This window comes from Paenibacillus sp. JCM 18996 (assembly GCF_055392555.1).
In genome coordinates this window covers 1097722-1117409 of the sequence record NZ_AP043884.1, presented here as the reverse complement: position 1 = coordinate 1117409, position 19688 = coordinate 1097722, and the positions used below count along the sequence as shown (strand labels likewise).

The following is a 19688-nucleotide window of genomic DNA, read 5'->3' as shown; positions in this document are numbered from 1 at the left end:
ATTTTCATATAGAAAAATGTATGGCAAGCGCTGTTCTCCCGACGGAGAGGAGCGCTTGTTCGTTTTCTTTGAATAGTCCGGCGCTGATTGGTTTAAATATAAAACAATATTATTTCACAAAAGATTTGCTTGATAGGAGGGAATAACATGAAGGCGGAGCGGAAGAAAACGGTTTACTTTCTGTCAGGCATCGGAACCTGGCAGAGCGGCAATCTTTTTGGCGGGGCAATGTCCTATATCGAAAAAAAATACGGCGAAGAAGGGATCACCGTCCGCACGGCGGATTTCTACCCTTACGGCACGATGGACGGAGTCGACAAGAGACATTTTAATGTTTTCCTTGCGCGCCAGGCTTTCCAGGTCAGCAGGGATATGTATGTGAAGTATAACAACAGCCGCGGCGCCCTCCGGACGCTCCGTCCGATGATACGCGACTACGAAAAGAACGGCGGCGGAGAAATCGTCCTGATCGGGCACAGCGGGGGCGGAGTAGTTGCCTATGGCACGGCCAAAATGCTCCATGAGCGAGGATATCCTGTGGATGGAGTGATTCTGGTCGGGTCGCCGGAGCTGTGGATCGCCGACGATTGGCAGGAACGGGTGCACAGCATCCGAAAAGCCGGCCGGTTCGGCGATCCCGTTACATGGTGGGGAAGGCCCTGTCCCGGAGCGCCGCGTTGCTGCGAAACTGTAGACATTGTAGGCGGGCATCCCGATTATTTCCGGTCAGAGATGAAGGATGCGAGCGGCATCTCCAATCTGTCCAAAACAATGGACGGAATCTGGAAATGGCTGCGGCCAAAGGTCGGCTGCGAGCTGGACAAGGTATGAAATTTAAATGACAGGGGGAGACGCAATGAGTGAGAAAAGAAAATTTGATTATAACGACTATTTAGAGTTTGCCATGTATGCTCTTGCTGTCATCTGTATGGTTTACTTCATGTCGAAAGGGAATGTGGCGAAGACATTGGAGCCTTTTTTTATCATTGTCGTCTTGTTCGTGCTCAGAATGGTGCATAAACACACCAAAGTACAATTGATTCCTGCTCTGCGGTTTTCCGTGCTGCTGTTCATTTTTATTACGATGTTTCTGGCCAATGAATTCGGATTGTACTCCGCCATACCATATCTGGATAAGTTCGAACATTTGTATTCCGGGGTCATCCTTTGCTTTGTGGGAATTCTTCTGTATGAACATATCGCTGAAATGAAGGATGATAGCCCGCTTTTTACTAAGAAAAGCGTTTATTTCAGTTTATTTTTTTCGGTGGCTATGGCCGGGTGTTGGGAAATATATGAGTTCACGGGGGATCAGCTTTTCGGTCTGACCAGTCAAAACGGAAGCCTGATGGACACGATGACCGATATCATATGCGGGACGATTGGAGCGATAGTCACCAGCCTGTGGTTATTTTATTTCAAGGTGCGTGAGCATGCTGAGAAATAATTGTGGATCAGGAACCGGAGAGACCCTCCGGTTTTTGCATTAACGGGTTGAGCGAGACGTTGAGGGATGGAGAGGGGTTGTCCCATGCGGCTCGGGCGGCATCCCTGCTTAAGTTTGGATCCGGCCTGTTTCAATCCAAGAATAAAAGGTTAAATAAATAGTTGTTTCTTTTTGTAAGTTTTAACCGTATAATACTCTTGTATCTTAACAGGCAAGGAGTATTGAGGTTGGGAAGAATAGATATCCAGAATGTAATTGAATTGCTGTTGGAGCGCTCTGGCAGCACGGTGCAGGTGTCGATCGAGTCGAATTTTCCAGGCCATCGTTTTGTCGGCGGCAAATACAATATGGGATCCCATTCAGTGACTCTTTTTATGAAAGAAATTGAAGACCAGTGTCTATGGATGTTTTCGTCTTTGAAATATATGAAGGAATATTTGATGGTTATTTTAGCCCATGAGCTTGGGCATGCGGAGGATCCGTATTTAAGTGATCTGGCCGATAAGTGGGATGAAGCTGAAGACGGCGCGATCCGCAACCGGATTGCTCTGCAAATTGAAGAAAATGCCTGGGCCTATGCCGAAAAGGTGCTGCCTGACGTGGATCCAAGCTTTATCAAGACGATCATTTTTCATTCTTTGCGTTCCTACAGGGAAGACATCCGGGTACAGTCAGCATAACCAATCCTCTCGAGCGATCATCAACTATAGAGCCTATAGATCCAAATGGATCTGAGGCTTTTTTTGACGATAGTTTAAGTTTGGAGAGAGGCGCACTTTTCCGGTCTGGTCGTCCGTCGTGTTGTGCCTCAACGCGTTTTCAAAAAAATGGATAATTCCAAAAGCAAAAGTCCACAATAAGCTTGCTGCAGAAAGGAGGGTGGGAAATGGACAAGGAAACAAGGGAAGGAATCGAAAATTTGGAATCCACGGTGGAAGCCTCAGATTTAACGACCACACCTGAAGGCGTAAGACAATATGTGGATTTAATCGGTGACCAGCATCTTAACAGGTATGGAACCGAAACTTCGGACGCGGAAAATAAGAGTTGATCTGTGAGATTGATTTCCCCGGAAACGGGGATTTTTTCTTACAGTCAGTGTTAGGACTCGCGGGATGGTACCAGGAATTTCAATTAATCCTATTAAAGGGGTAGGAATAAGGTTCATTTCAGGTTATAATCTTGATTGTACATATTATTCTAAGGTATACTTTTCTCGACAAATAAGACGAATAAGGAGTCGGATCATGGAAAAAACACTTATTTTCGGTCATAAGAACCCGGACACAGATACTATTTGCTCCGCAATTGCGTATGCGGATTTAAAGACCAAGCTGGGGCTGGGCGTTGAAGCTGTCCGTCTGGGAAGCGTAAACGGGGAAACACAGTTTGCTTTGGACCATTTCAAGGCACAGGCTCCTCGTCTTGTCGAAACGGTAGCGGGCGAAGCAAAAGGCGTGATCCTTGTCGACCACAATGAACGCCAGCAAAGTGCGCCTGACATCGACCAGGTTCAGGTTCTGGAGGTCATTGACCACCACAGGATCGCTAATTTTGAAACAAGCGCTCCTTTATATTACCGTGCTGAGCCGGTTGGCTGCACAGCGACCATCCTAAAGAAATTATACAAGGAAAACGGCATCGCCATCGAGAAAAACATTGCTGGACTTATGCTGTCTGCTATTATTTCGGATTCTCTCCTGTTTAAATCGCCGACCTGCACGGAAGAAGATGTGGCAGCCGCTCGCGAATTAGCCGAAATTGCTGGTGTGAACGCTGAAAGCTACGGCTTGGATATGCTGAAAGCAGGCGCGGATTTAAGTGACAAAAGCATCAGCCAGCTCATTTCCCTGGATTCCAAGGAATTCCAAATGGGCGGCTCCAAAGTGGAAATCGCTCAAGTAAACGCAGTAGATACCAACGATGTGCTGTCCCGTCAATCGGAGCTCGAAGACGCACTTACGAACATCATCACAGAAAAAGGTCTGGACTTGTTCCTCTTTGTTGTGACGGATATTCTGAATAACGATTCCGTAGCGATCGCGCTTGGACGTGCCGCCGATGCGGTGGAGAAAGCTTACAATGTTACACTTGTGGACAACAAAGCGGTGCTGAAAGGCGTAGTTTCCCGCAAATCGCAAATCGTTCCTGTTTTAACGGATATTTTGAATAAACAATAATTCTTCAATTGCTTACTATTCTCGTTAAGGTCGCGTAAGCCGCGGCCTTTTTTCTTTACACATTCTTCAGAAACACCTATATACAAATTGCTCAGCAGCGGAGTATGATATGGATGGACTAAAAACTTTACCAGAAGGAGTTGAGTATTTGCATGAGCAGTCAAAGTTCGTCAGAACCGGAGCCTGTCGGGAGCCAGAAGGAAGTCACCAATGAACTAAGCGCCGCGATGATTTGGTTGCCGCATGAAATTTTATTCAACTCTTCCGGAGCATAGGTTTTAGTGTGACTTCCTCATAATTATGGAGGAGGTTGACAAGATGGCAAAAAAGAATTATTTTCAATGGAAAAAGGAATTCACAGAAGCTTCGAACATCCAAGGTTTTGATATTGAACTCAACCAGGAGAGCGCCAATCGCATTGACCGACTGGTCGATCATTACGAGAAAAGTATTGTATCTCATTTGGACGAAGAATATATCAGGAAGACGAGTTGGTCGGAACGGCTGGCTGACCGAATTGCCTTCTTTGGTGGCAGCTGGAGATTCATCATTTATTTCGCAATATTTCTGACGGTTTGGATTCTTTGGAATACATTGCCATTTACTCCTTTGCATTTTGATCCGGCACCGTTCATCTTATTAAATTTATGCCTGTCGTTTGTTGCAGCTTTTCAAGCACCGATCATTATGATGAGCCAGAACAGACAGACCGCTCGGGACAAACATGAATCCATCATCGACTTTGCCATCAACTATAAAGCGGAACAGGAAATCGATGATATGCAGAGCCATCTGCACCGGATTGAAAGTCAACTTTTGGAAGTGAAAAAACTGCTGTTAGCCGTTGCCCCACAAATTAAACAGGATCCGGCGGAATAGCTTTATAACAAAACAATCATGCTGCTGTCATTATTGACGGCAGCATGCGTCGTGTTAAGGGGTTAATAATCATTCTCATCGTATGCCGGTATGTGTAGCGAGTGAACCATTTATAAGAATGGAGTGGAAGAAATGGATAACGAACAAAAAGTGCACATTGAAAAACATTTTGCGTCTACCGATTTGATCCGGGATATTGTGATCGGCATGTCGGACGGGCTAACCGTTCCCTTTGCTCTGGCAGCAGGATTGTCAGGCTCCGTTTCTGCGACTAACGTTGTCGTTATAGCCGGACTCGCTGAAATCGCAGCCGGTTCTATCGCAATGGGGCTGGGAGGTTATCTGGCTGCCCGAACGGACCAGGAGCATTATGCTAACGAGCTGGAGAGAGAACGAAGAGAAATAATAGAAGTTCCTGAGCGGGAAAAAGAAGAGGTGGCGGATTATTTGCGAAGCTGGGGACTGCGTGAACCCGATATCAAATCGGCAGTCGATGCGATAAGCGAAGATCCCGACAGATGGGTGGATTTCATGATGAAGCATGAGCTTGGACTGGAAGAGCCCGACCACAAGAGGGCGAGAAACAGCTCGTTTACCATCGGTATATCGTATATTGCAGGCGGACTTATCCCTTTGTCTCCTTACATGTTTATCCATCAGGCGAATGCCGCATTAATGACATCCGTCATCGCTACTTTAATCGCATTGTTTATTTTTGGGTATGTAAAGGGGAGGTTCACCGGTTCCCAGCCTTTTAAAAGCGCATGGCAAACCACTCTGGTCGGGGGATTGGCGGCGACAATCGCCTTTCTTGTGGCCAGGCTTATTTCTTAGACAGCGGAGATTTTTAAAATTATGTAAATAGCTTTAATAATATTCTCATTTGGCATAAAATCATATGGACACTAATATAAGAAGAAAGGTCGGCGCAAATTGTGGACATCATTCAAACGTTAATTTTTGCTATTATTCAAGGGATAACTGAGCTCTTTCCGATCAGCAGTGTGGCTCACGGCGTATTGACACCCTACGTGTTTCACTGGAATTTGAGCCAGGAGTTTCTCAAAGAGCATTTTTTGCCGTATGTTGTTATGCTTCATTTAGGAACAGCCGTTGCTTTGTTGCTCTTTTTCTGGAGAGAATGGGTTGAGATCATTAAATCCCTGTTCATCGGCAGTAAAAAAGTCCTTTTATTAATTATTATTGCAACTATACCGGCTGCCTTGCTGGGACTGATTTTTGAAAAACCGCTGCGTCATATATTCAGTAATGTAACTTTCGCTGCTGTTTTTTTAATTTTGAATGGTTTTTTTCTATTTTTTGGAGAAAAACTTCAGTCCAGAGGTACTAAAGAAATAGAAGATTTGACCGTTGGACAAGCTGTTATAATTGGTCTATTTCAGTCACTTGCCTTGATACCCGGCTTTTCACGCTCCGGTTCAAGTATGACCGCCGGTTTTTGGATGGGACTTAAGCATGAAGCTTCTGCCCGTTTTTCAATGCTGCTGGCTACTCCTATCATTGCCGGCGCGAGCATTATTGAAGTACCCAAAATCATGAAATCCGGCACACATGGCTTACTGCAAATGTCTCTGCTTGGCGGATTGATGTCCGGGATTTTTGCTTTTCTAAGTGTGTGGATTCTGATGCGCTGGTTTAAAACAAATGAAATCAACGCAATGCGTCCATTTGCTTATTATTGCTGGATCGTAGGCGTTTTAATTTTACTGAGTACATTATTATAACAATTAATTGATGGATTATAAGCCAATGGCAAATACAATCGGCCCGTGTTCAACTGAACAAGGGCCGATTGTATTTTTCTTTCTCCGTTATGTTTTATGCATCCTGCTGTCAAGTCATTAACTCCATTAATCATTAAAATTTTCTGAATATTTTGTTGACGAATTGTGATGGTTAAGAGTATAATTTTGTCAAAAGTTACTTTTTCCAATAAAAAAAGAAAGTACGCGAATGAGGTAACAGAATGCTTAAGAACCGAACCGGCGATTTAAAGCTGATCCAGGAATTAAACCGATCCATCATCCTTAATATGATCCGGGAACATAGTCCGATCTCCCGCAGTGAAATCGCCAAAAGGAATAAACTGAGTCCATCAACAGTTGCTTCTGCAGTGAATGAATTGATCCAGTCGGGATTGGTGTGCGAGAACGGCATGGGATCCTCCAGCGGCGGAAGAAGACCTGTCATGGTTAGTTTTACTCCGGATAACCACTTTCTGATCGGTATTTCAGTGTCGAACTTTGGAGTTACTATTGCGGAGATCAATTTGCAGGCTTCCATTCGCCGGATCAAGAAAATCACTCCTCCCGCCGATTTTTTTGGCGAAAATGTAATGGCTCTGATCTTTAGCACCATTGAGGAGTTTATTAAGGATTACAACAACATGGATAAATGCGTCGGCATATCGATCATCGTTCCCGGAATTGTCGATTCAAGACACGGTATCGTCCATTATAATTCCAAATTAAAAATGGAAAACGTGCACCTGAAGGACAGAGTGGAAAGCCGTTTCCGGATTAAAACATGGATAGAGAACGATATGAATGCCATTGTGCTGGCGGAGAAGAAGTTCGGACAATACGGCGGGTTCCAAAACCTGATTTATATTTCGATGGGAGGAGGGGTAGGAGCGGGAGTTATCCTGGGAGACTCCGTTCTTCGCGGAAGCCGCGGAGGTGCCGGGGAGTTCGGCCACACCACCGTGAACAGCAGCGGTTTGCTTTGTGAATGCGGAAACAGGGGCTGCCTCGAGAACTATATCAGCTGGCCGGCGATCCGGGCCCGTATTGCAAATATGTATGCCAATGCACAATCTCCGCAGATTCATCTATGGGCTGAAGGAACTGCGGAACTAACCCCGGCGGATTTCTATCGGGCGGTGGAGGATGGCGATTCTATCGCGAATAAGATCCTGGATGAAACGGTCACTTATATGGGAGTCGGCATTGTTAACCTGGTGAACCTGTTCAATCCGGATATCATTATTATTGGCGGGGAGATGGTGGGCGAGGATGGGATTTTGCTCGCCAAACTGCAGGATTACATTAAGCGGCATGCGCTAGGCTTCTCCACTGAAGGACTTCAGATTTGCAACAGCTCGCTGGGAGAGAATGAAGACATAATTGGCGCAGCTGCCGTACTGCTGCAGGATTACTTTCAATTTTCGTTGTCTTCTGAGCATTGACACCAATACTTGCTTCACATGATGCATACTTTATCCAATCTTCGAACAAAGTTAGACAGATCTCCGGCTCGTCATTAACTCTGCATGGAGGTGAATGGCCAAACTTTTATAAAGCGCTTAATATGGAATTTTTCCAATGAATTCTTATTTAAAACAAATTTTAACATGGAGGTAATAAGATGAAAAAACGTCTTGGTTTGACTTTAAGCTTGTTGCTGCTCTCCAGCTCGGTTCTTGGCGCCTGCAGTAAACCGGCAGATTCTTCATCAAAAAGCGGTGACGGCAAGAAAGTAACGTTAAATGTGGCTCTGTGGGATGAAAACGTGACCGATGTAATGAAGAAAAGCATTGAAGTGTATAAGAAAGATCACCCCAATGTCGATGTCAAAGTTACTTATACTCCATGGTCTGATTATTGGAGCAAGCTGAAGACCAGTTTGGCTGGTAAAAGCGGCCCTGATGTATTTTGGATGAATGGACCTAACATTTACAGATATGCCGCCGACGGTTTGGTAAAGGACATCCAGCCGATGATTGAGGCCGATAAAATTGACACCGGAAATTATACTAAGGCTCTGGTGGATTTGTATACGTATAAGGGCCACCTGTACGGCTTGCCTTATTTCCTGGATTCCGTCGGTCTTTTTTACAACAAGGAGCTGTTTGATAAAGCCGGAGTGAAGTACCCGGATGAATCCTGGACATGGAGCTCGATCGAGGAAAACGGCGCCAAGCTCACTGACAAGCAAAAAGGGGTCTACGGCTATATCGCTCCAATCGGGAACCAGAACGGCTATTATAATCTGATTCACCAAGCCGGCGGCTTCGTTATCACTCCGGATAAAACAAAGTCAGGCTTCGATTCGCCGGAGACGCTTTCCGCGTTTCAATGGATGACGGACTTGATGAAGAAAGGCATTTCTCCAGGGGGACAGCAGCAGCTGGAAACCGAGCCGCTTCAACTGTTCGGTTCAGGTAAGGCAGCGATGTTTCCTGCCCTTTCGGTCAACGCTCCTCAGCTTAATAAAATGCTCGGGGACAAGCTGGCCGTCGCTCCGCTGCCCAAAGGAAAGCAAAGCGCCAGCATTGTCCACGGCTTGAGCTGGGTGATGAACAACAATACCCAGTACGACAAAGAAGCGTGGGATTTAATCAAAGTACTCTCCGGCCAAGAGGGAGAGAAGCTGCTTGCCAATTCGGGGTTCTCGATCCCGGCGCTAAAGGGCACAGAGGACGGCTGGGTCAAATCGATCCCTTCCTTAAAGCTGCAAGTGTTTACCGACAGCCTGAAATTCGGTGTCGCTTATCCGGTTTCCAAGAATACTGCGGAATGGCAGGATGCCGAAACCAAGGAAATACAAGCGGCATTCCTGGGCAAAAAAACCTTTGAAGAAGCCACCAAAAACGTAGCGTCCAAAATGAACGAGGTACTGCAGAAGGAAAAAGATAAATAATTCTTTTAACCCGGAAGGGAAGGCAAGAAGCGAGCTTTAAGCCTTCCCGCCCAATTAAACTTTCCAGGTGGTGATAAGATGAGCCAAACGATGCCTGAGGCAGGCGGAAACAAAGGAGCTCTTTCTTCAAAAAAACGAAAAATCTCGGAGATGGCGATAAAAGAAGCGTTCTACGGGTATCTGTTCGTCGCGCCGGTCGTCCTGGGGCTTGCATTCTTTTACTCGCTGCCCGCTTTGATCTCCTTGGGAGTCTCTTTCACGAAATGGGACGGAGTGTCGAGCGCTGAGTTCATAGGGTTGGATAATTTCACAGCTTTAATGAAAGATGATAAATTTATCCGCTCCATCGTGAACACATTGTTATACACCATCGGTACGGTTCCTTTCTCCATAGCCTTGGCTACTCTTCTGGCCGTACTGCTGAATCAAAAAATCAAGGGGATGGTCATGTACCGGACGCTCTATTTTATCCCGGTGATTACTATGCCCATTGCGGTAGGTATGGTATGGAAATGGCTGTACAATTCCGAGTTCGGATTGATCAATTATATTATGGGTTATTTGCACCTTCCGCAGCCCAACTGGTTGTTTGATGAAAAATTCGCCTTGTTTTCCATTGTTCTGGTCAGTGTCTGGTCGAGTGTCGGGAATCATGCGGTCATCCTGCTGTCCGGCCTCCAGGGCATCTCGTCCTCTTACTACGAAGCCTCATCTCTGGATGGAGCCAGCCCATTCGCACAATTTCGCCATATTACCTTGCCCTTGCTCACGCCCAGTTTGTTTTTCGTCCTGATCATTGCATTAATCAATTCGCTGCAGGTGTTCGACCTGATTTTTATCATGATGGGCAAGCAGGAGGCGCTTCTGGACAGTACCCGCACGGTCGTCTACAACGTATGGGAGAACGGTTTCAAGTATTTTAACATGGGCTATGCGTCCGCTCAGGCGTGGCTGCTGTTTATCGTGATCCTTGTCATAACGGTCATCCAGTTGTATTTTCAGAAAAAATGGGTCCACTACCAGTAAAGGAGGAGCGCCCGATGTCTTATGAGGTTCGTGAAAGAAACAAAAAAATACTGGTGCATCTGATATTGATTGTTGGGGCTGTGGTGATGATCACTCCTTTCTTTTGGATGCTCACCACCTCGCTCAAATCTTATGCCGAATCCATGAAGGTCCCGCCGAAGCTGTTGCCGTCCGTCTGGCACTTTGAAAATTACAAGGCGGTCATAGACAAGATGGACTTCATCCGTTATTACCTGAATACGATATTCGTTACCGTAAGCCGCACGGCAGGGCAGTTGGTGCTATGCTCACTAGCCGCGTACTCGTTTGCAAGGTTGAGGTTTCCCGGGAAAAACCTGCTGTTCATCGGAATTCTGAGCGTATTGATGGTACCTTCACAGGTAGTGTTGATTCCGAATTTCGCTATTATGAAGCAGTTGAATTGGTTGGACACCTTTTACGCGCTAATCGTTCCGGGCATCTTCAGCGCTTTCGGCACGTTTCTGATGAGACAGTTTTTTATGACTTTGCCGTTTGACCTGGACGAAGCGGCGAAGATTGACGGATGCTCGTATTTCGGCATTTATTGGAGGATATTTTTACCGCTGTCGAAATCCGCTCTTGTGTCGCTCGCCATTTTTACGATTCTGGCTTCCTGGAATGACCTGCTGTGGCCGCTCATTATGACAAGCTCCGATAATATGCGGGTATTGACTATAGGCATCGCATCCTTTCAGGGGCAGCACGGAACGGATTACCCTTTATTGATGGCCGGAGCGCTCATGGCGACTTTGCCGATGATTATCATGTTTACTTTGTTCCAGCGGTATTTTATCGAAGGAATTGCGATGAGCGGGATTAAGGGGTAACGATTGATTTTGAGAAAAAGGGAGATGGAATCCTATGCAAAATGTACTTGTAATCGGCGCCGGAACCATGGGAAGCGTGCATGCGGAAGCTTATGCGGCGATGGAAAGCGTAAATTTGGCGGGAATAGTGGAAATTCAGAAGGAAAAAGGATCGAGTCTAGCGGAAAAGCTGAATACCCGATTCTACAATTCTCTTGAAGAGGCGTTGGAAGAAGCGGAGCACATTGATATCGTCGACGTCTGTGTTCCTACATTTTTACATAAATCCTATGTGATGAAGGCTGCTGACGCGGGAAAGCATGTAATTTGCGAAAAGCCGCTTGCCAGAAGTCTTGAGGATGCCCGGGAGATGCTGGATTATTGCAGGGAGAAGGACGTGCGGCTGTTTGTCGGCCATGTGCTCCGTTTCTTCCCCGAGTACAGAGAGGCGAAAGCATTGGTCGATCAAGGAGCGATAGGGGATGTGGCGGTCGTCAGAACCACTCGCGGCGGCGGTTTCCCCATGGCGTGGAACAATTGGTACGCGGATTTTCAAAACAGCGGCGGCCTCGTTCTCGATATGATCATCCATGACTTCGATTTCCTGCGTTGGTGTTTTGGCGAGGTAGAACGGGTTTATGCCAAAAGCCTGTTCGGAAGAGGGCACTACGGAATGGACTACGCTTTGGTTACGCTGCGGTTTGCAAGCGGAGTTATCGCGCATGTCGAAGGCACGTGGGCGCATGAAAGCTTCTCCATGAAATTTGAGTTGGCCGGAAAATCGGGAATCATCGATTATGACAGCGCAAGCGATCAACCTCTGGTGTCGGTCAGCCGGGAGAAAAAAGACGGCTCCGGCGGTGTCGCAGTTCCGGAAAGCCCGCTGAATGAGAATCCTTATTATTTGGAGCTGAAACATTTTGTGTCGTGTATCGAGAACGGGGGCACTCCGATCGTCACAGCCGAAGATGCTTATGAAGCGATGAACATTGCTTTGTCTGCGATCGAGAGCATCAGAACCGGAAAGCCGGTTGAATTAGTAAAAAAGGAGGAATTTCAATGAAGGTTGGAATCATTAGTTTCGCCCATATGCATGCCTTTTCTTATGTGCAGGCTTTAAAACAGCTCGATCAGGTGGAATTGACCGGCATAGCGGATGACAATGAAGAACGTGGAAGAAAATTCGCGGAACAGTTCGGAACGGTCTTTTATCACGATTACAACGAGCTGTTACAGCAGGAGTTGGACGCGGTGGTTGTAACTTCGGAGAACGCCAAGCACAGGGAGCATGTCCTAGCGGCAGCCAAAGCCGGAAAGCATGTCCTATGCGAGAAGCCGTTGTCCACTAACGCCACAGATGCTCAGGAGATGGTTCAGGTTTGCCGGGAACATGGAGTTCTGCTGCAAACGGCTTTTCCTGTCAGATTTCACCCGGCTGTCGTACGTGCCAAACAAATGATCGAACAGGGCAGGGTCGGACGGATTCTCGCAATCAAGGGCACCAACCACGGTCAGAATCCGGGGGGCTGGTTTGTGGACCCTGCTCTGTCAGGCGGAGGCGCGGTCATGGACCATACCGTTCACGTAGTCGATATTATGCGTTGGTTTACGGGTTCGGAAGTCAGAGAAGTGTATGCGGAAATAGGCCATTTGGTGTCAGCGAATCCGATTGACGACTGCGGGATCCTTACTCTGGAGTTCGACAACGGCGTTTTCGCCACCCTCGACTGCAGCTGGACACGCAATAAATGCTTCCCTACCTGGGGAGATGTGACTCTCGAGATCGTTGGAACCGCCGGCACCCTCTCGATAGACACGTTTAACCAAAAGCTGCATGTATACAGCGACGAAAAAGGGTATAAGCATCATTATTGGGGCAACGACATGGATCTCGGGTTGGTAGGAGATTTTGTTTCCAGTGTCCGGGAAAACAAGAGTCAAGCTTCGGTAACCGGGGAAGACGGTTTGAGAGCGGTTGAAGTGGCTGTTGCCGCTTATGAAGCGGCGGAGAAAAAAATGCCGGTTGCTATTCGATAATAAGGGAGGAAGCAGAAATGTTAATCGCAATGAATCAATGGGGATTTCCTGAAGGAACTTCGCTCGAGCAAATTTTCCAGCGTGCGAAGGATGCCGGCTTTGACGCGGTGGAGTTAAACTTAAATCCTTCGGGCGGTGTCGGGTTAACTATGGAAACCTCCGCTGCTGAAGCAGAAAAGATCGCAGCTGACGCCCGCAGGTACGGCCTTCAGCTGCGCAGCCTTTCCACAGGCTTGCTGTGGGGTGCGCCGCTTTCCTCCAAGGATGAGTCCGTCAGGCGGAGGGGCGGCGAGATCGTCGCAAAGCAGTTGGAACTGGCCGGAATCATGGGGATGGATACGGTGCTGGTCGTACCGGGAGCGGTAAATGCCGAAACGTCTTATGACGAATGCTACCTGCTCAGCCAGGAAGAGATCCGTAAATTAATCCCTCTGGCTGAGAAAACCGGTGTCAGCATCGGAATCGAAAACGTATGGAACAAGTTTCTGCTGTCCCCCCTGGAAATGGCCCGCTATATCGATGAGTTCCAATCTCCTCAAGTGGGCAGTTATTTTGACGTGGGCAACGTGCTGCAGTTCGGATTTCCGGAGCAGTGGATCCGGATATTGAAGCACAGAATCCGGAAAATCCATGTCAAAGATTTCAGCGTGCAGGTTGGCAATATCAATGGATTCGTGCCTCTGCTTGCAGGCGATGTGAACTGGGATGCCGTCCGGTCGTCCTTGAGCGAGGTCGGTTATGACGACGTCATCACAGCGGAACTCAGCGCATACAAGAAGGCTCCCGTTCAAATGATCTATGACACGGCCCGCCATATGAAAGTAATTATAGGGGATGAGCAGCATTAATCGGTTAAACGCACAAATATATTTTGTAAAAGGTGGAGTTGTCCTTGAAAATCAAAGTTGGAGTTGTGGGCGCAGGCGGGATTGCCGATACCCATTTGAAAAACCTCAGCCGGAATGAACAGGTGGAACTCACGGCATTGTGCGACATTTCTCAGGAAACGGTGAACAGAAAAGCAAAAGCTTATGGTATGATAGCTTATACCGATCCTGACCAGATGCTGGAAAAAGAGCATTTGGACGTTTTATTTCTATGCGTACCTCCGTTTGCGCACGGAGAGTTGGAAGAAAAAGCGGCCAGGCGCGGCATTCATCTTTTTGTTGAGAAGCCGTTGGGGCTGGATATGGAGATTGTCCGGCGTAAAGCCGAGGTGTTGGACAAGGCGGGAATTATGACCGGGGCGGGATACTGCTTAAGGTATCTGGATACGGTGGAGAGAGCCAGAGCCTATCTGGCCGATAAAGAGATCGCCATGGTGCGCGGGTATTATTTAACCTCTTTCGTTTCGACTCCCTGGTGGAGGGAAATGGTCAAATCCGGCGGACAGCTGGTCGAGCAAACTACGCATACGGTGGATTTGATCCGGTATTTGGCCGGTGACGTAAGCAAGGTATATGCCAATATGGCGCTTCGGGTGATGAGAGATATCGAGCGGATCGATATTCCGGATGTGGGCTCCGTAATTTTGATGTTCGAATCGGGGGCTGTAGGCCACATCGACACTTCGTTTACCCAGCCGGACCATCGGTCGGGCCTGGAAATTCTGGGACGCGATTTTCGGGTGTCGATCGACGGCTCAACATTAACCATCGTAGAGAAAGAGCGGACCATAACCTATCACAGCAAAGTGGACTTTTATAAGGAGCAGGATGAAGCCTTTATCAAGGCCATTGCAAAGGGGGACCCGGAGCTAATTCTTGCGCCGTATAAAGAGGCAATGAAGACGCTTGAGGTCACTCTGGCCGCCAATGAATCCGCCAAAACAGGGAACCCCGTTTCGATCTGAAAAGTTTCCAGGCTTCAAAAATATGAATAAGAAAGTCGAGGTGTTATAATGGACGGCAATAACGAGTATGCCATAGGGTTGGACTTGGGGGGCACGAAAATATTGGCCGCCCTTGTGGACAGCGGCGGAACGATTGTGGAAAGGACAGAGCTGAAGACCCCCGCACACCAGGGAGAGGGTGCCATATCGCAACAAATTAACGCGGCTGTCGGGTCGATTTTGGAGAAAAATATAGTGCGCAGGGAACAAATCCTCGGTGTTGGCATTGCGACGGCGGGGGTAATCGACACGGACCGATCGATGATTGTGCAGGCAACGAACCTTGGACTGAGCAATGCGCCGATAGGCAAATGGATCCAGGATGAGACCGGTTACCCAGTTCGCCTGGGCAATGACGCGAGTGTAGCCGCTGTAGGGGAGTGGCTGTTCGGCGCCGGACGCGAGCATAAAGATCTGATATATGTGACGGTAAGCACAGGCATCGGGGCAGGAATAATCAGCGACGGGCACTTGATCAAGGGTGTCGGCGACAGCGCCGGGGAATTCGGCCATATTTCAATCGAACCCGAAGGTCCCGTATGCGCATGCGGGAACCGTGGGTGCCTGGAGAACTATTCGTCGGGGACAGCCCTTGTGAAATGGGTGAAGCAGCAGCTTGACGCAGGTGAAACAAGCGGCATTGCGGGCGACCGGACGCCGTCATTGACTTCTGTGGATATCGCAAAAGCCGCATCGGCAGGGGATAATTTGGCTATCCGGGCGTTCGAGAGGTTGGGTTACTACCTTGGCGTCGGCCTTACAAACATGATACATATCTTTAATCCGGAGCTTATTATCCTGGGCGGCGGCGTCATGCATGCGGGGGAACTCGTGCTGCCCGCCATTGAAAGGACCATTGAACAGCGCTGCATTCCCAACATGAGGAAGCAAGTCCGCATCGAAAAGTCCCTTTTGGGTTCGGAAGCGGGAATTAAGGGAGCGGCGGGACTGATGTTCGCCTGAAGACCAGTATCTTAGTCGATTTGGCGCCAAAACAATGTTGTTTACATAATATTTATTATGTAAACAACATTGTTTTAAAAGACAGCTTGACATTTAGCCGGACCATAATATAATGTTGAACCAACAGCAATATCAAGCGATGACCAAAGACATGGTTTCCTTCACGGGCAGTCCAGAGAGAGAGGTTCAGGCTGAAAGCCTCTCCAGTCACCGGAGGCGAAATTAACCTTTGCAGCTGTGGCGTTGAACCCGTTGACCTGAAGGTCCCGGCAGTAAACGGCACCGTTTTATCCCCGTTAACGGATACCAAACAAGGACCTCGCTTTGCTTTGTAACGGTGAACAGCCGCATGAAGGTCACTTCAGGTCGAATTAGGGTGGAACCACGAGCTGAACGCACTCGTCCCTTACGGGAGAGATGCGTTTTTTTGCGTTCACAAATTCCAGTTGCAGGAGGTTAAAACATGGCGCTCAAAGTAACATTGCCTGACGGTTCGGTGCGGGAGGTTCCGAGGGGAACGACAATCGAACAGGTTGCGGAGTCCATTAGTGCGGTCTTGAAGAAAAACGCTGGTGCAGGCAAAATCAACGGCAAGCCGGTCGATCTGAACCGGCCGATTATCGATTATGCCTTGCAGGTAAAGTAAGCTTTGGGGGAGGCCGGCATCCGGATAGAGGTCGATATGAGAAACGAAAAGCTGGTCTACAAAATACGTGAAGCGCAGCTCGAAAAAGTGCATTACATGCTCGTACTGGGTGAGAGCGAGAAAAATTCAGCATCGCTGGCCGACAGCCTCAAGTCCAACAAAGATTATCGAGCTTGTTCGTTTTCCTCGCGTTCATCGTATTTGTTGATATGTGCGGTAATGGCTTCCACCGCCTCATCCACATCGGTGCTGGCAGCAACCTCCTTGACTTCGTCTTCCGTTTTGTCAAGAAAGTTGCTTTGATCCGCTTTAATCGCATCAAGGCTGTTACTCACCGTTAAACCCTCCTTTCCATTCCACGTCAATAAAACACCTTTATAGTATGGTCCGCATCGCCGCGCTTATTCCATTCGTCATGGCTCTTCTCTAGGTTTTGTCCTGCTCCTCCTTTCTTGAAGCCAGTTTATTTAAAACCATTTGGACAGCAATTGCGTCATCCAGATAACCGATAGGGAAAATATAGTCGGGAATGATATCCGTGGATAAAATAAAATACAACAACGCGCTTCCCAGTACAGCGCGTTCGGCGGATGGGGTGTCCTCATTGGAAAATTGCGAATACATTAGTTTTAAATGCTCGATAAAAGGCCCGGAGCTGTCCACTTGCTGGATTTTGGCTGCGAATTGTTCATGGATGATTTGCTGTCCTTCCAGGGTCTCAGCATACTGTTCGTAATTTTTCAGTTCCTGCTCAACTCGGCCTTTTGTATACTGCTGTTCCGACAGGTATGACTTAAGTATGTCCTGGATGGCGTCGTCGACCGAATATAGAATATCTTCAGGCTGTTTACTGTCAAGGGCAGCGCTTCCCGCGGCCTTATACAGCAGATTCGGCGAAACTTGCAATGCCTCGGCAAACCGTTCGATATGTTTAGGCTTAGCCTGTTGTTTCCCATTCACAATGCGGGAGATTGTGGCTGTATCGATGTCCGTTATCGCGCTCAGCTTTCTCATAGACAGCGAACGCCCGCGCAGCAAAGAAATGATGAGAAGTCCCAGTCTGTTTTCAAACCGGCCGTTTTCCATGCATCTGATCACTCCTTTGTAGAAAAAGGTGGCCAACATGTTGCATTTTTTATCAACAGTATATGTAACATAAGGGAACATTCTTACAACAAAGTACATAGACTACATAAAAACTGCATTGGAGAGTGGTTTCGACATGAACATCACAAATTTGACAGCTATGCTATTGATCGGATTGGCCTCCAATTTGGATAACGCAGGGGTTGGGACCGCTTATGGCGTGCGCAAAATCCGCATATCTTTTATGGCCAACACCATTATCGCTTGTATCGGTTTTCTGTTGGCACTGGCAGGCGGCTTGTTTGGAGATTGGCTTTCTCAATATGTATCGCCGTTCCTGTGCAATTTCCTCGGAATGATTATCCTTGTTGCCATTGGCATTTGGGTGATCAGCCAGTCGTTCCTTGGAGAAAAAAAGCAGAGCGAGCCGTTTGGAGGCAATCTTTTCGTGCGGATTTTGCGGAATCCCGAAGCAGCGGATCTGGACGGTTCCAAGACCATCAGCTTCACCGAATCCGTGGTACTCGGCATCGCTTTATCCATTAATAATCTGGCGGGCGGGTTTGACGCGGGGATCACTCATTTAAATATTTGGATCGTTTCCTTGATTTCAGGCATGCTCAGCTATTTATCGGTCGGTTTGTGCTCTTATGTCGGATACCGGTTTGCCGCCGACAAGCTTGGAAAAAAGGCAAGTGTGGTGTCTGGAATACTTCTCGTTCTTTTAGGCCTGCATCAGGTAATGTGAGGAACTTTATATTTTCTAAAAAAACCGTCAGGAGGGCTACAATATTTTTTAAACGAAATGGCAATCATAGAAAAGGTCAAGACAGGCAGAGACCGTCATACGCGAGGTGCACATGGAATGAAACCGGTGAGAATGCTGCTGCTTTGTTTACATCTTTTTCTATTCGATTGTATGACAGCCCACCCGCTTTTCGCTGCAGGTACTCCTGATGAGAAAGAACAGATTACCGCATTTGTAAATGAAGTGTTCGAGGCTCGGACCCGGCTTTTGAAAGACCAGTCGACCGAGACGATATCCAGATTTTACGATGAGCATGAGAAGTCCAGCAGGTTGGCCAAAGAGCAGGAAATACGCAGGAGCGTCTATCTTCAAACGTGGGCGCAGAAAAGAGGCATCCTTTTAAATGACGCCGATGTAAGCATCCGTATCACCCGATTGCGGCAGGAAGGGGATGTGGCGAAAATTTCACTGATCCAAACAAACAAGATATCATACAAATACACCAACGAAAACATTCCCGCCCAATCGTTCGGTTTCGGGACCCGGCATGCGCTGACGCTTAAAAGAACGGGCGGTGCCTGGCACATTCTGCGGGAGTGGTATCTGGATCCAATTGATGAGAATCCTAACCTGATTGCGGCTAACGTTGAGGGATTTCCGAAGATGATGCGGACCCTGCCCGTCGATCGCTCTGCGGAACAGCCGTCCCCGGCTGCCAAACAGATAAGATACAATCGAGAAAAAGCGGTGGCTTATGCGAATAAATACGCGGGAGCGGCTTGGGGAGCGGGAAATAACGGAAGATATAACGCCAAATACAGGGATTACACCTATCAGGGCGGTGACTGCACGAACTTTACTTCCCAAGCTCTGGGCGACCGGGAGGAAGGGGGAGGCCTGCTGATGACGGGGGGATGGCGCTACGTGAAAAATTCCGGCGGCAGTGTTGCCTGGGTGCAAACCGACGGGTTAAAAAATTTTTTATTGTATAGCGGCTATGGACGTCTTATCAAGTCGGGCACTTTCACGGAAGTGGTTCAGCCGTCGAAGAAGCATCCGCGGGGAGCGGCTGCCGAGCTGAAGCCCGGCGATGTAATTGCCTATGTCATGAATAACGACGTTGACCACTTCTCCATCGTGGTAGGACACGACGACAACGGATATCCGTTGGTGAATTCCCACACTGCGGACCGCTATCGGATGCCTTTCGACTTGGGATGGGATAAGTCCACTTCCTATATGCTGATTCACATAAATGATTAAACCGGACATCCACATATCCGAGCAGTCATTGTC

23 protein-coding genes and 1 pseudogene are annotated in these 19688 nt (G+C 47.8%); 22 read left to right on the top strand and 2 right to left on the bottom strand.

The window, feature by feature from the left end; translation table 11 throughout:
• Positions 1–147: 147 nt before the first annotated feature.
• From ACZ5N7_RS05485 to ACZ5N7_RS05390, 20 genes and pseudogenes are all read left to right on the top strand, one after another.
• Positions 148–831 carry a thioesterase domain-containing protein gene (locus tag ACZ5N7_RS05485; RefSeq protein ID WP_464658116.1) on the top strand — a complete coding sequence of 228 codons (684 nt, stop codon included), beginning with the start codon at positions 148–150 and terminating at the stop codon, positions 829–831.
• Positions 832–856: 25 nt separating this feature from the next.
• Positions 857–1447 carry a DUF2238 domain-containing protein gene (locus ACZ5N7_RS05480; RefSeq protein ID WP_464658115.1) on the top strand — a complete coding sequence of 197 codons (591 nt, stop codon included), beginning with the start codon at positions 857–859 and terminating at the stop codon, positions 1445–1447.
• 227 nt (positions 1448–1674) lie between these two features.
• Entirely contained in the window at positions 1675–2127 is a 453-nt protein-coding gene (locus tag ACZ5N7_RS05475; protein WP_464658114.1) for a hypothetical protein, read from the top strand.
• 206 nt (positions 2128–2333) lie between these two features.
• A complete protein-coding gene (locus ACZ5N7_RS05470; protein ID WP_464658113.1) occupies positions 2334–2498 on the top strand; it encodes a hypothetical protein in 165 nt (54 codons plus the stop codon).
• Between the two features lie 196 nt (positions 2499–2694).
• The gene (locus tag ACZ5N7_RS05465) at positions 2695–3627 is read left to right on the top strand and encodes a manganese-dependent inorganic pyrophosphatase (protein ID WP_464658112.1); all 933 of its coding nucleotides are present in this window, start codon (positions 2695–2697) and stop codon (positions 3625–3627) included.
• A gap of 152 nt (positions 3628–3779) precedes the next feature.
• Entirely contained in the window at positions 3780–3902 is a 123-nt protein-coding gene (locus tag ACZ5N7_RS05460; RefSeq protein WP_464658111.1) for a hypothetical protein, read from the top strand.
• Positions 3903–3945: 43 nt separating this feature from the next.
• Positions 3946–4506, top strand: coding sequence for a DUF1003 domain-containing protein (locus ACZ5N7_RS05455; protein WP_464658110.1), 561 nt, complete (start codon positions 3946–3948; stop codon positions 4504–4506).
• A gap of 132 nt (positions 4507–4638) precedes the next feature.
• Positions 4639–5340, top strand: coding sequence for a VIT1/CCC1 transporter family protein (locus ACZ5N7_RS05450; protein ID WP_464658109.1), 702 nt, complete (start codon positions 4639–4641; stop codon positions 5338–5340).
• 101 nt (positions 5341–5441) lie between these two features.
• Complete coding sequence (locus ACZ5N7_RS05445; RefSeq protein WP_464658108.1) at positions 5442–6251, top strand: undecaprenyl-diphosphate phosphatase; 810 nt, start codon at positions 5442–5444, stop codon at positions 6249–6251.
• Between the two features lie 242 nt (positions 6252–6493).
• Positions 6494–7714 carry an ROK family transcriptional regulator gene (locus ACZ5N7_RS05440; protein WP_464658107.1) on the top strand — a complete coding sequence of 407 codons (1221 nt, stop codon included), beginning with the start codon at positions 6494–6496 and terminating at the stop codon, positions 7712–7714.
• A gap of 179 nt (positions 7715–7893) precedes the next feature.
• Positions 7894–9168: an ABC transporter substrate-binding protein gene (locus tag ACZ5N7_RS05435; RefSeq protein ID WP_464658106.1), complete on the top strand. Its 1275-nt coding sequence runs from the start codon at positions 7894–7896 to the stop codon at positions 9166–9168.
• Positions 9169–9246: 78 nt separating this feature from the next.
• Positions 9247–10194: a carbohydrate ABC transporter permease gene (locus tag ACZ5N7_RS05430; protein WP_464658105.1), complete on the top strand. Its 948-nt coding sequence runs from the start codon at positions 9247–9249 to the stop codon at positions 10192–10194.
• Between the two features lie 14 nt (positions 10195–10208).
• Positions 10209–11042, top strand: a complete 834-nt coding sequence (locus ACZ5N7_RS05425; RefSeq protein WP_464658104.1) for a carbohydrate ABC transporter permease — start codon at positions 10209–10211, stop codon at positions 11040–11042.
• Positions 11043–11076: 34 nt separating this feature from the next.
• Entirely contained in the window at positions 11077–12084 is a 1008-nt protein-coding gene (locus ACZ5N7_RS05420; RefSeq protein ID WP_464658103.1) for a Gfo/Idh/MocA family protein, read from the top strand.
• Positions 12081–13058 (top strand): Gfo/Idh/MocA family protein, encoded by a 978-nt coding sequence (locus ACZ5N7_RS05415; protein WP_464658102.1) that lies wholly within the window; start codon positions 12081–12083, stop codon positions 13056–13058. Before ACZ5N7_RS05420 ends, ACZ5N7_RS05415 begins: the two co-directional genes overlap by 4 nt.
• Positions 13059–13075: 17 nt before the next feature.
• Positions 13076–13906: a sugar phosphate isomerase/epimerase family protein gene (locus tag ACZ5N7_RS05410; RefSeq protein WP_464658101.1), complete on the top strand. Its 831-nt coding sequence runs from the start codon at positions 13076–13078 to the stop codon at positions 13904–13906.
• Between the two features lie 44 nt (positions 13907–13950).
• Entirely contained in the window at positions 13951–14910 is a 960-nt protein-coding gene (locus ACZ5N7_RS05405; protein WP_464658100.1) for a Gfo/Idh/MocA family protein, read from the top strand.
• 48 nt (positions 14911–14958) lie between these two features.
• Positions 14959–15912, top strand: coding sequence for an ROK family protein (locus ACZ5N7_RS05400; RefSeq protein WP_464658099.1), 954 nt, complete (start codon positions 14959–14961; stop codon positions 15910–15912).
• Positions 15913–16375: 463 nt separating this feature from the next.
• Positions 16376–16558 carry a TGS domain-containing protein gene (locus ACZ5N7_RS05395; protein ID WP_464658098.1) on the top strand — a complete coding sequence of 61 codons (183 nt, stop codon included), beginning with the start codon at positions 16376–16378 and terminating at the stop codon, positions 16556–16558.
• A pseudogene (locus tag ACZ5N7_RS05390) lies at positions 16559–16682 on the top strand (His/Gly/Thr/Pro-type tRNA ligase C-terminal domain-containing protein); the annotation flags it as partial.
• Positions 16683–16722: 40 nt separating this feature from the next.
• Here the strand turns inward: ACZ5N7_RS05390 and ACZ5N7_RS05385 are convergent.
• Positions 16723–16893, bottom strand: coding sequence for a hypothetical protein (locus ACZ5N7_RS05385; RefSeq protein WP_464658097.1), 171 nt, complete (start codon positions 16891–16893; stop codon positions 16723–16725).
• Between the two features lie 91 nt (positions 16894–16984).
• The gene (locus ACZ5N7_RS05380; protein WP_464658096.1) at positions 16985–17644 is read right to left on the bottom strand and encodes a DUF1232 domain-containing protein; all 660 of its coding nucleotides are present in this window, start codon (positions 17642–17644) and stop codon (positions 16985–16987) included.
• Between the two features lie 136 nt (positions 17645–17780).
• On the opposite strand from ACZ5N7_RS05380, the gene ytaF reads away from it, so the two are divergent.
• Both ytaF and ACZ5N7_RS05370 read left to right on the top strand, forming a co-directional pair.
• Positions 17781–18392: a sporulation membrane protein YtaF gene (gene ytaF, locus ACZ5N7_RS05375; RefSeq protein WP_464658094.1), complete on the top strand. Its 612-nt coding sequence runs from the start codon at positions 17781–17783 to the stop codon at positions 18390–18392.
• A 117-nt stretch (positions 18393–18509) separates the two neighbouring features.
• Complete coding sequence (locus ACZ5N7_RS05370; protein ID WP_464658092.1) at positions 18510–19655, top strand: amidase domain-containing protein; 1146 nt, start codon at positions 18510–18512, stop codon at positions 19653–19655.
• The last annotated feature ends 33 nt before the right edge of the window (positions 19656–19688 follow it).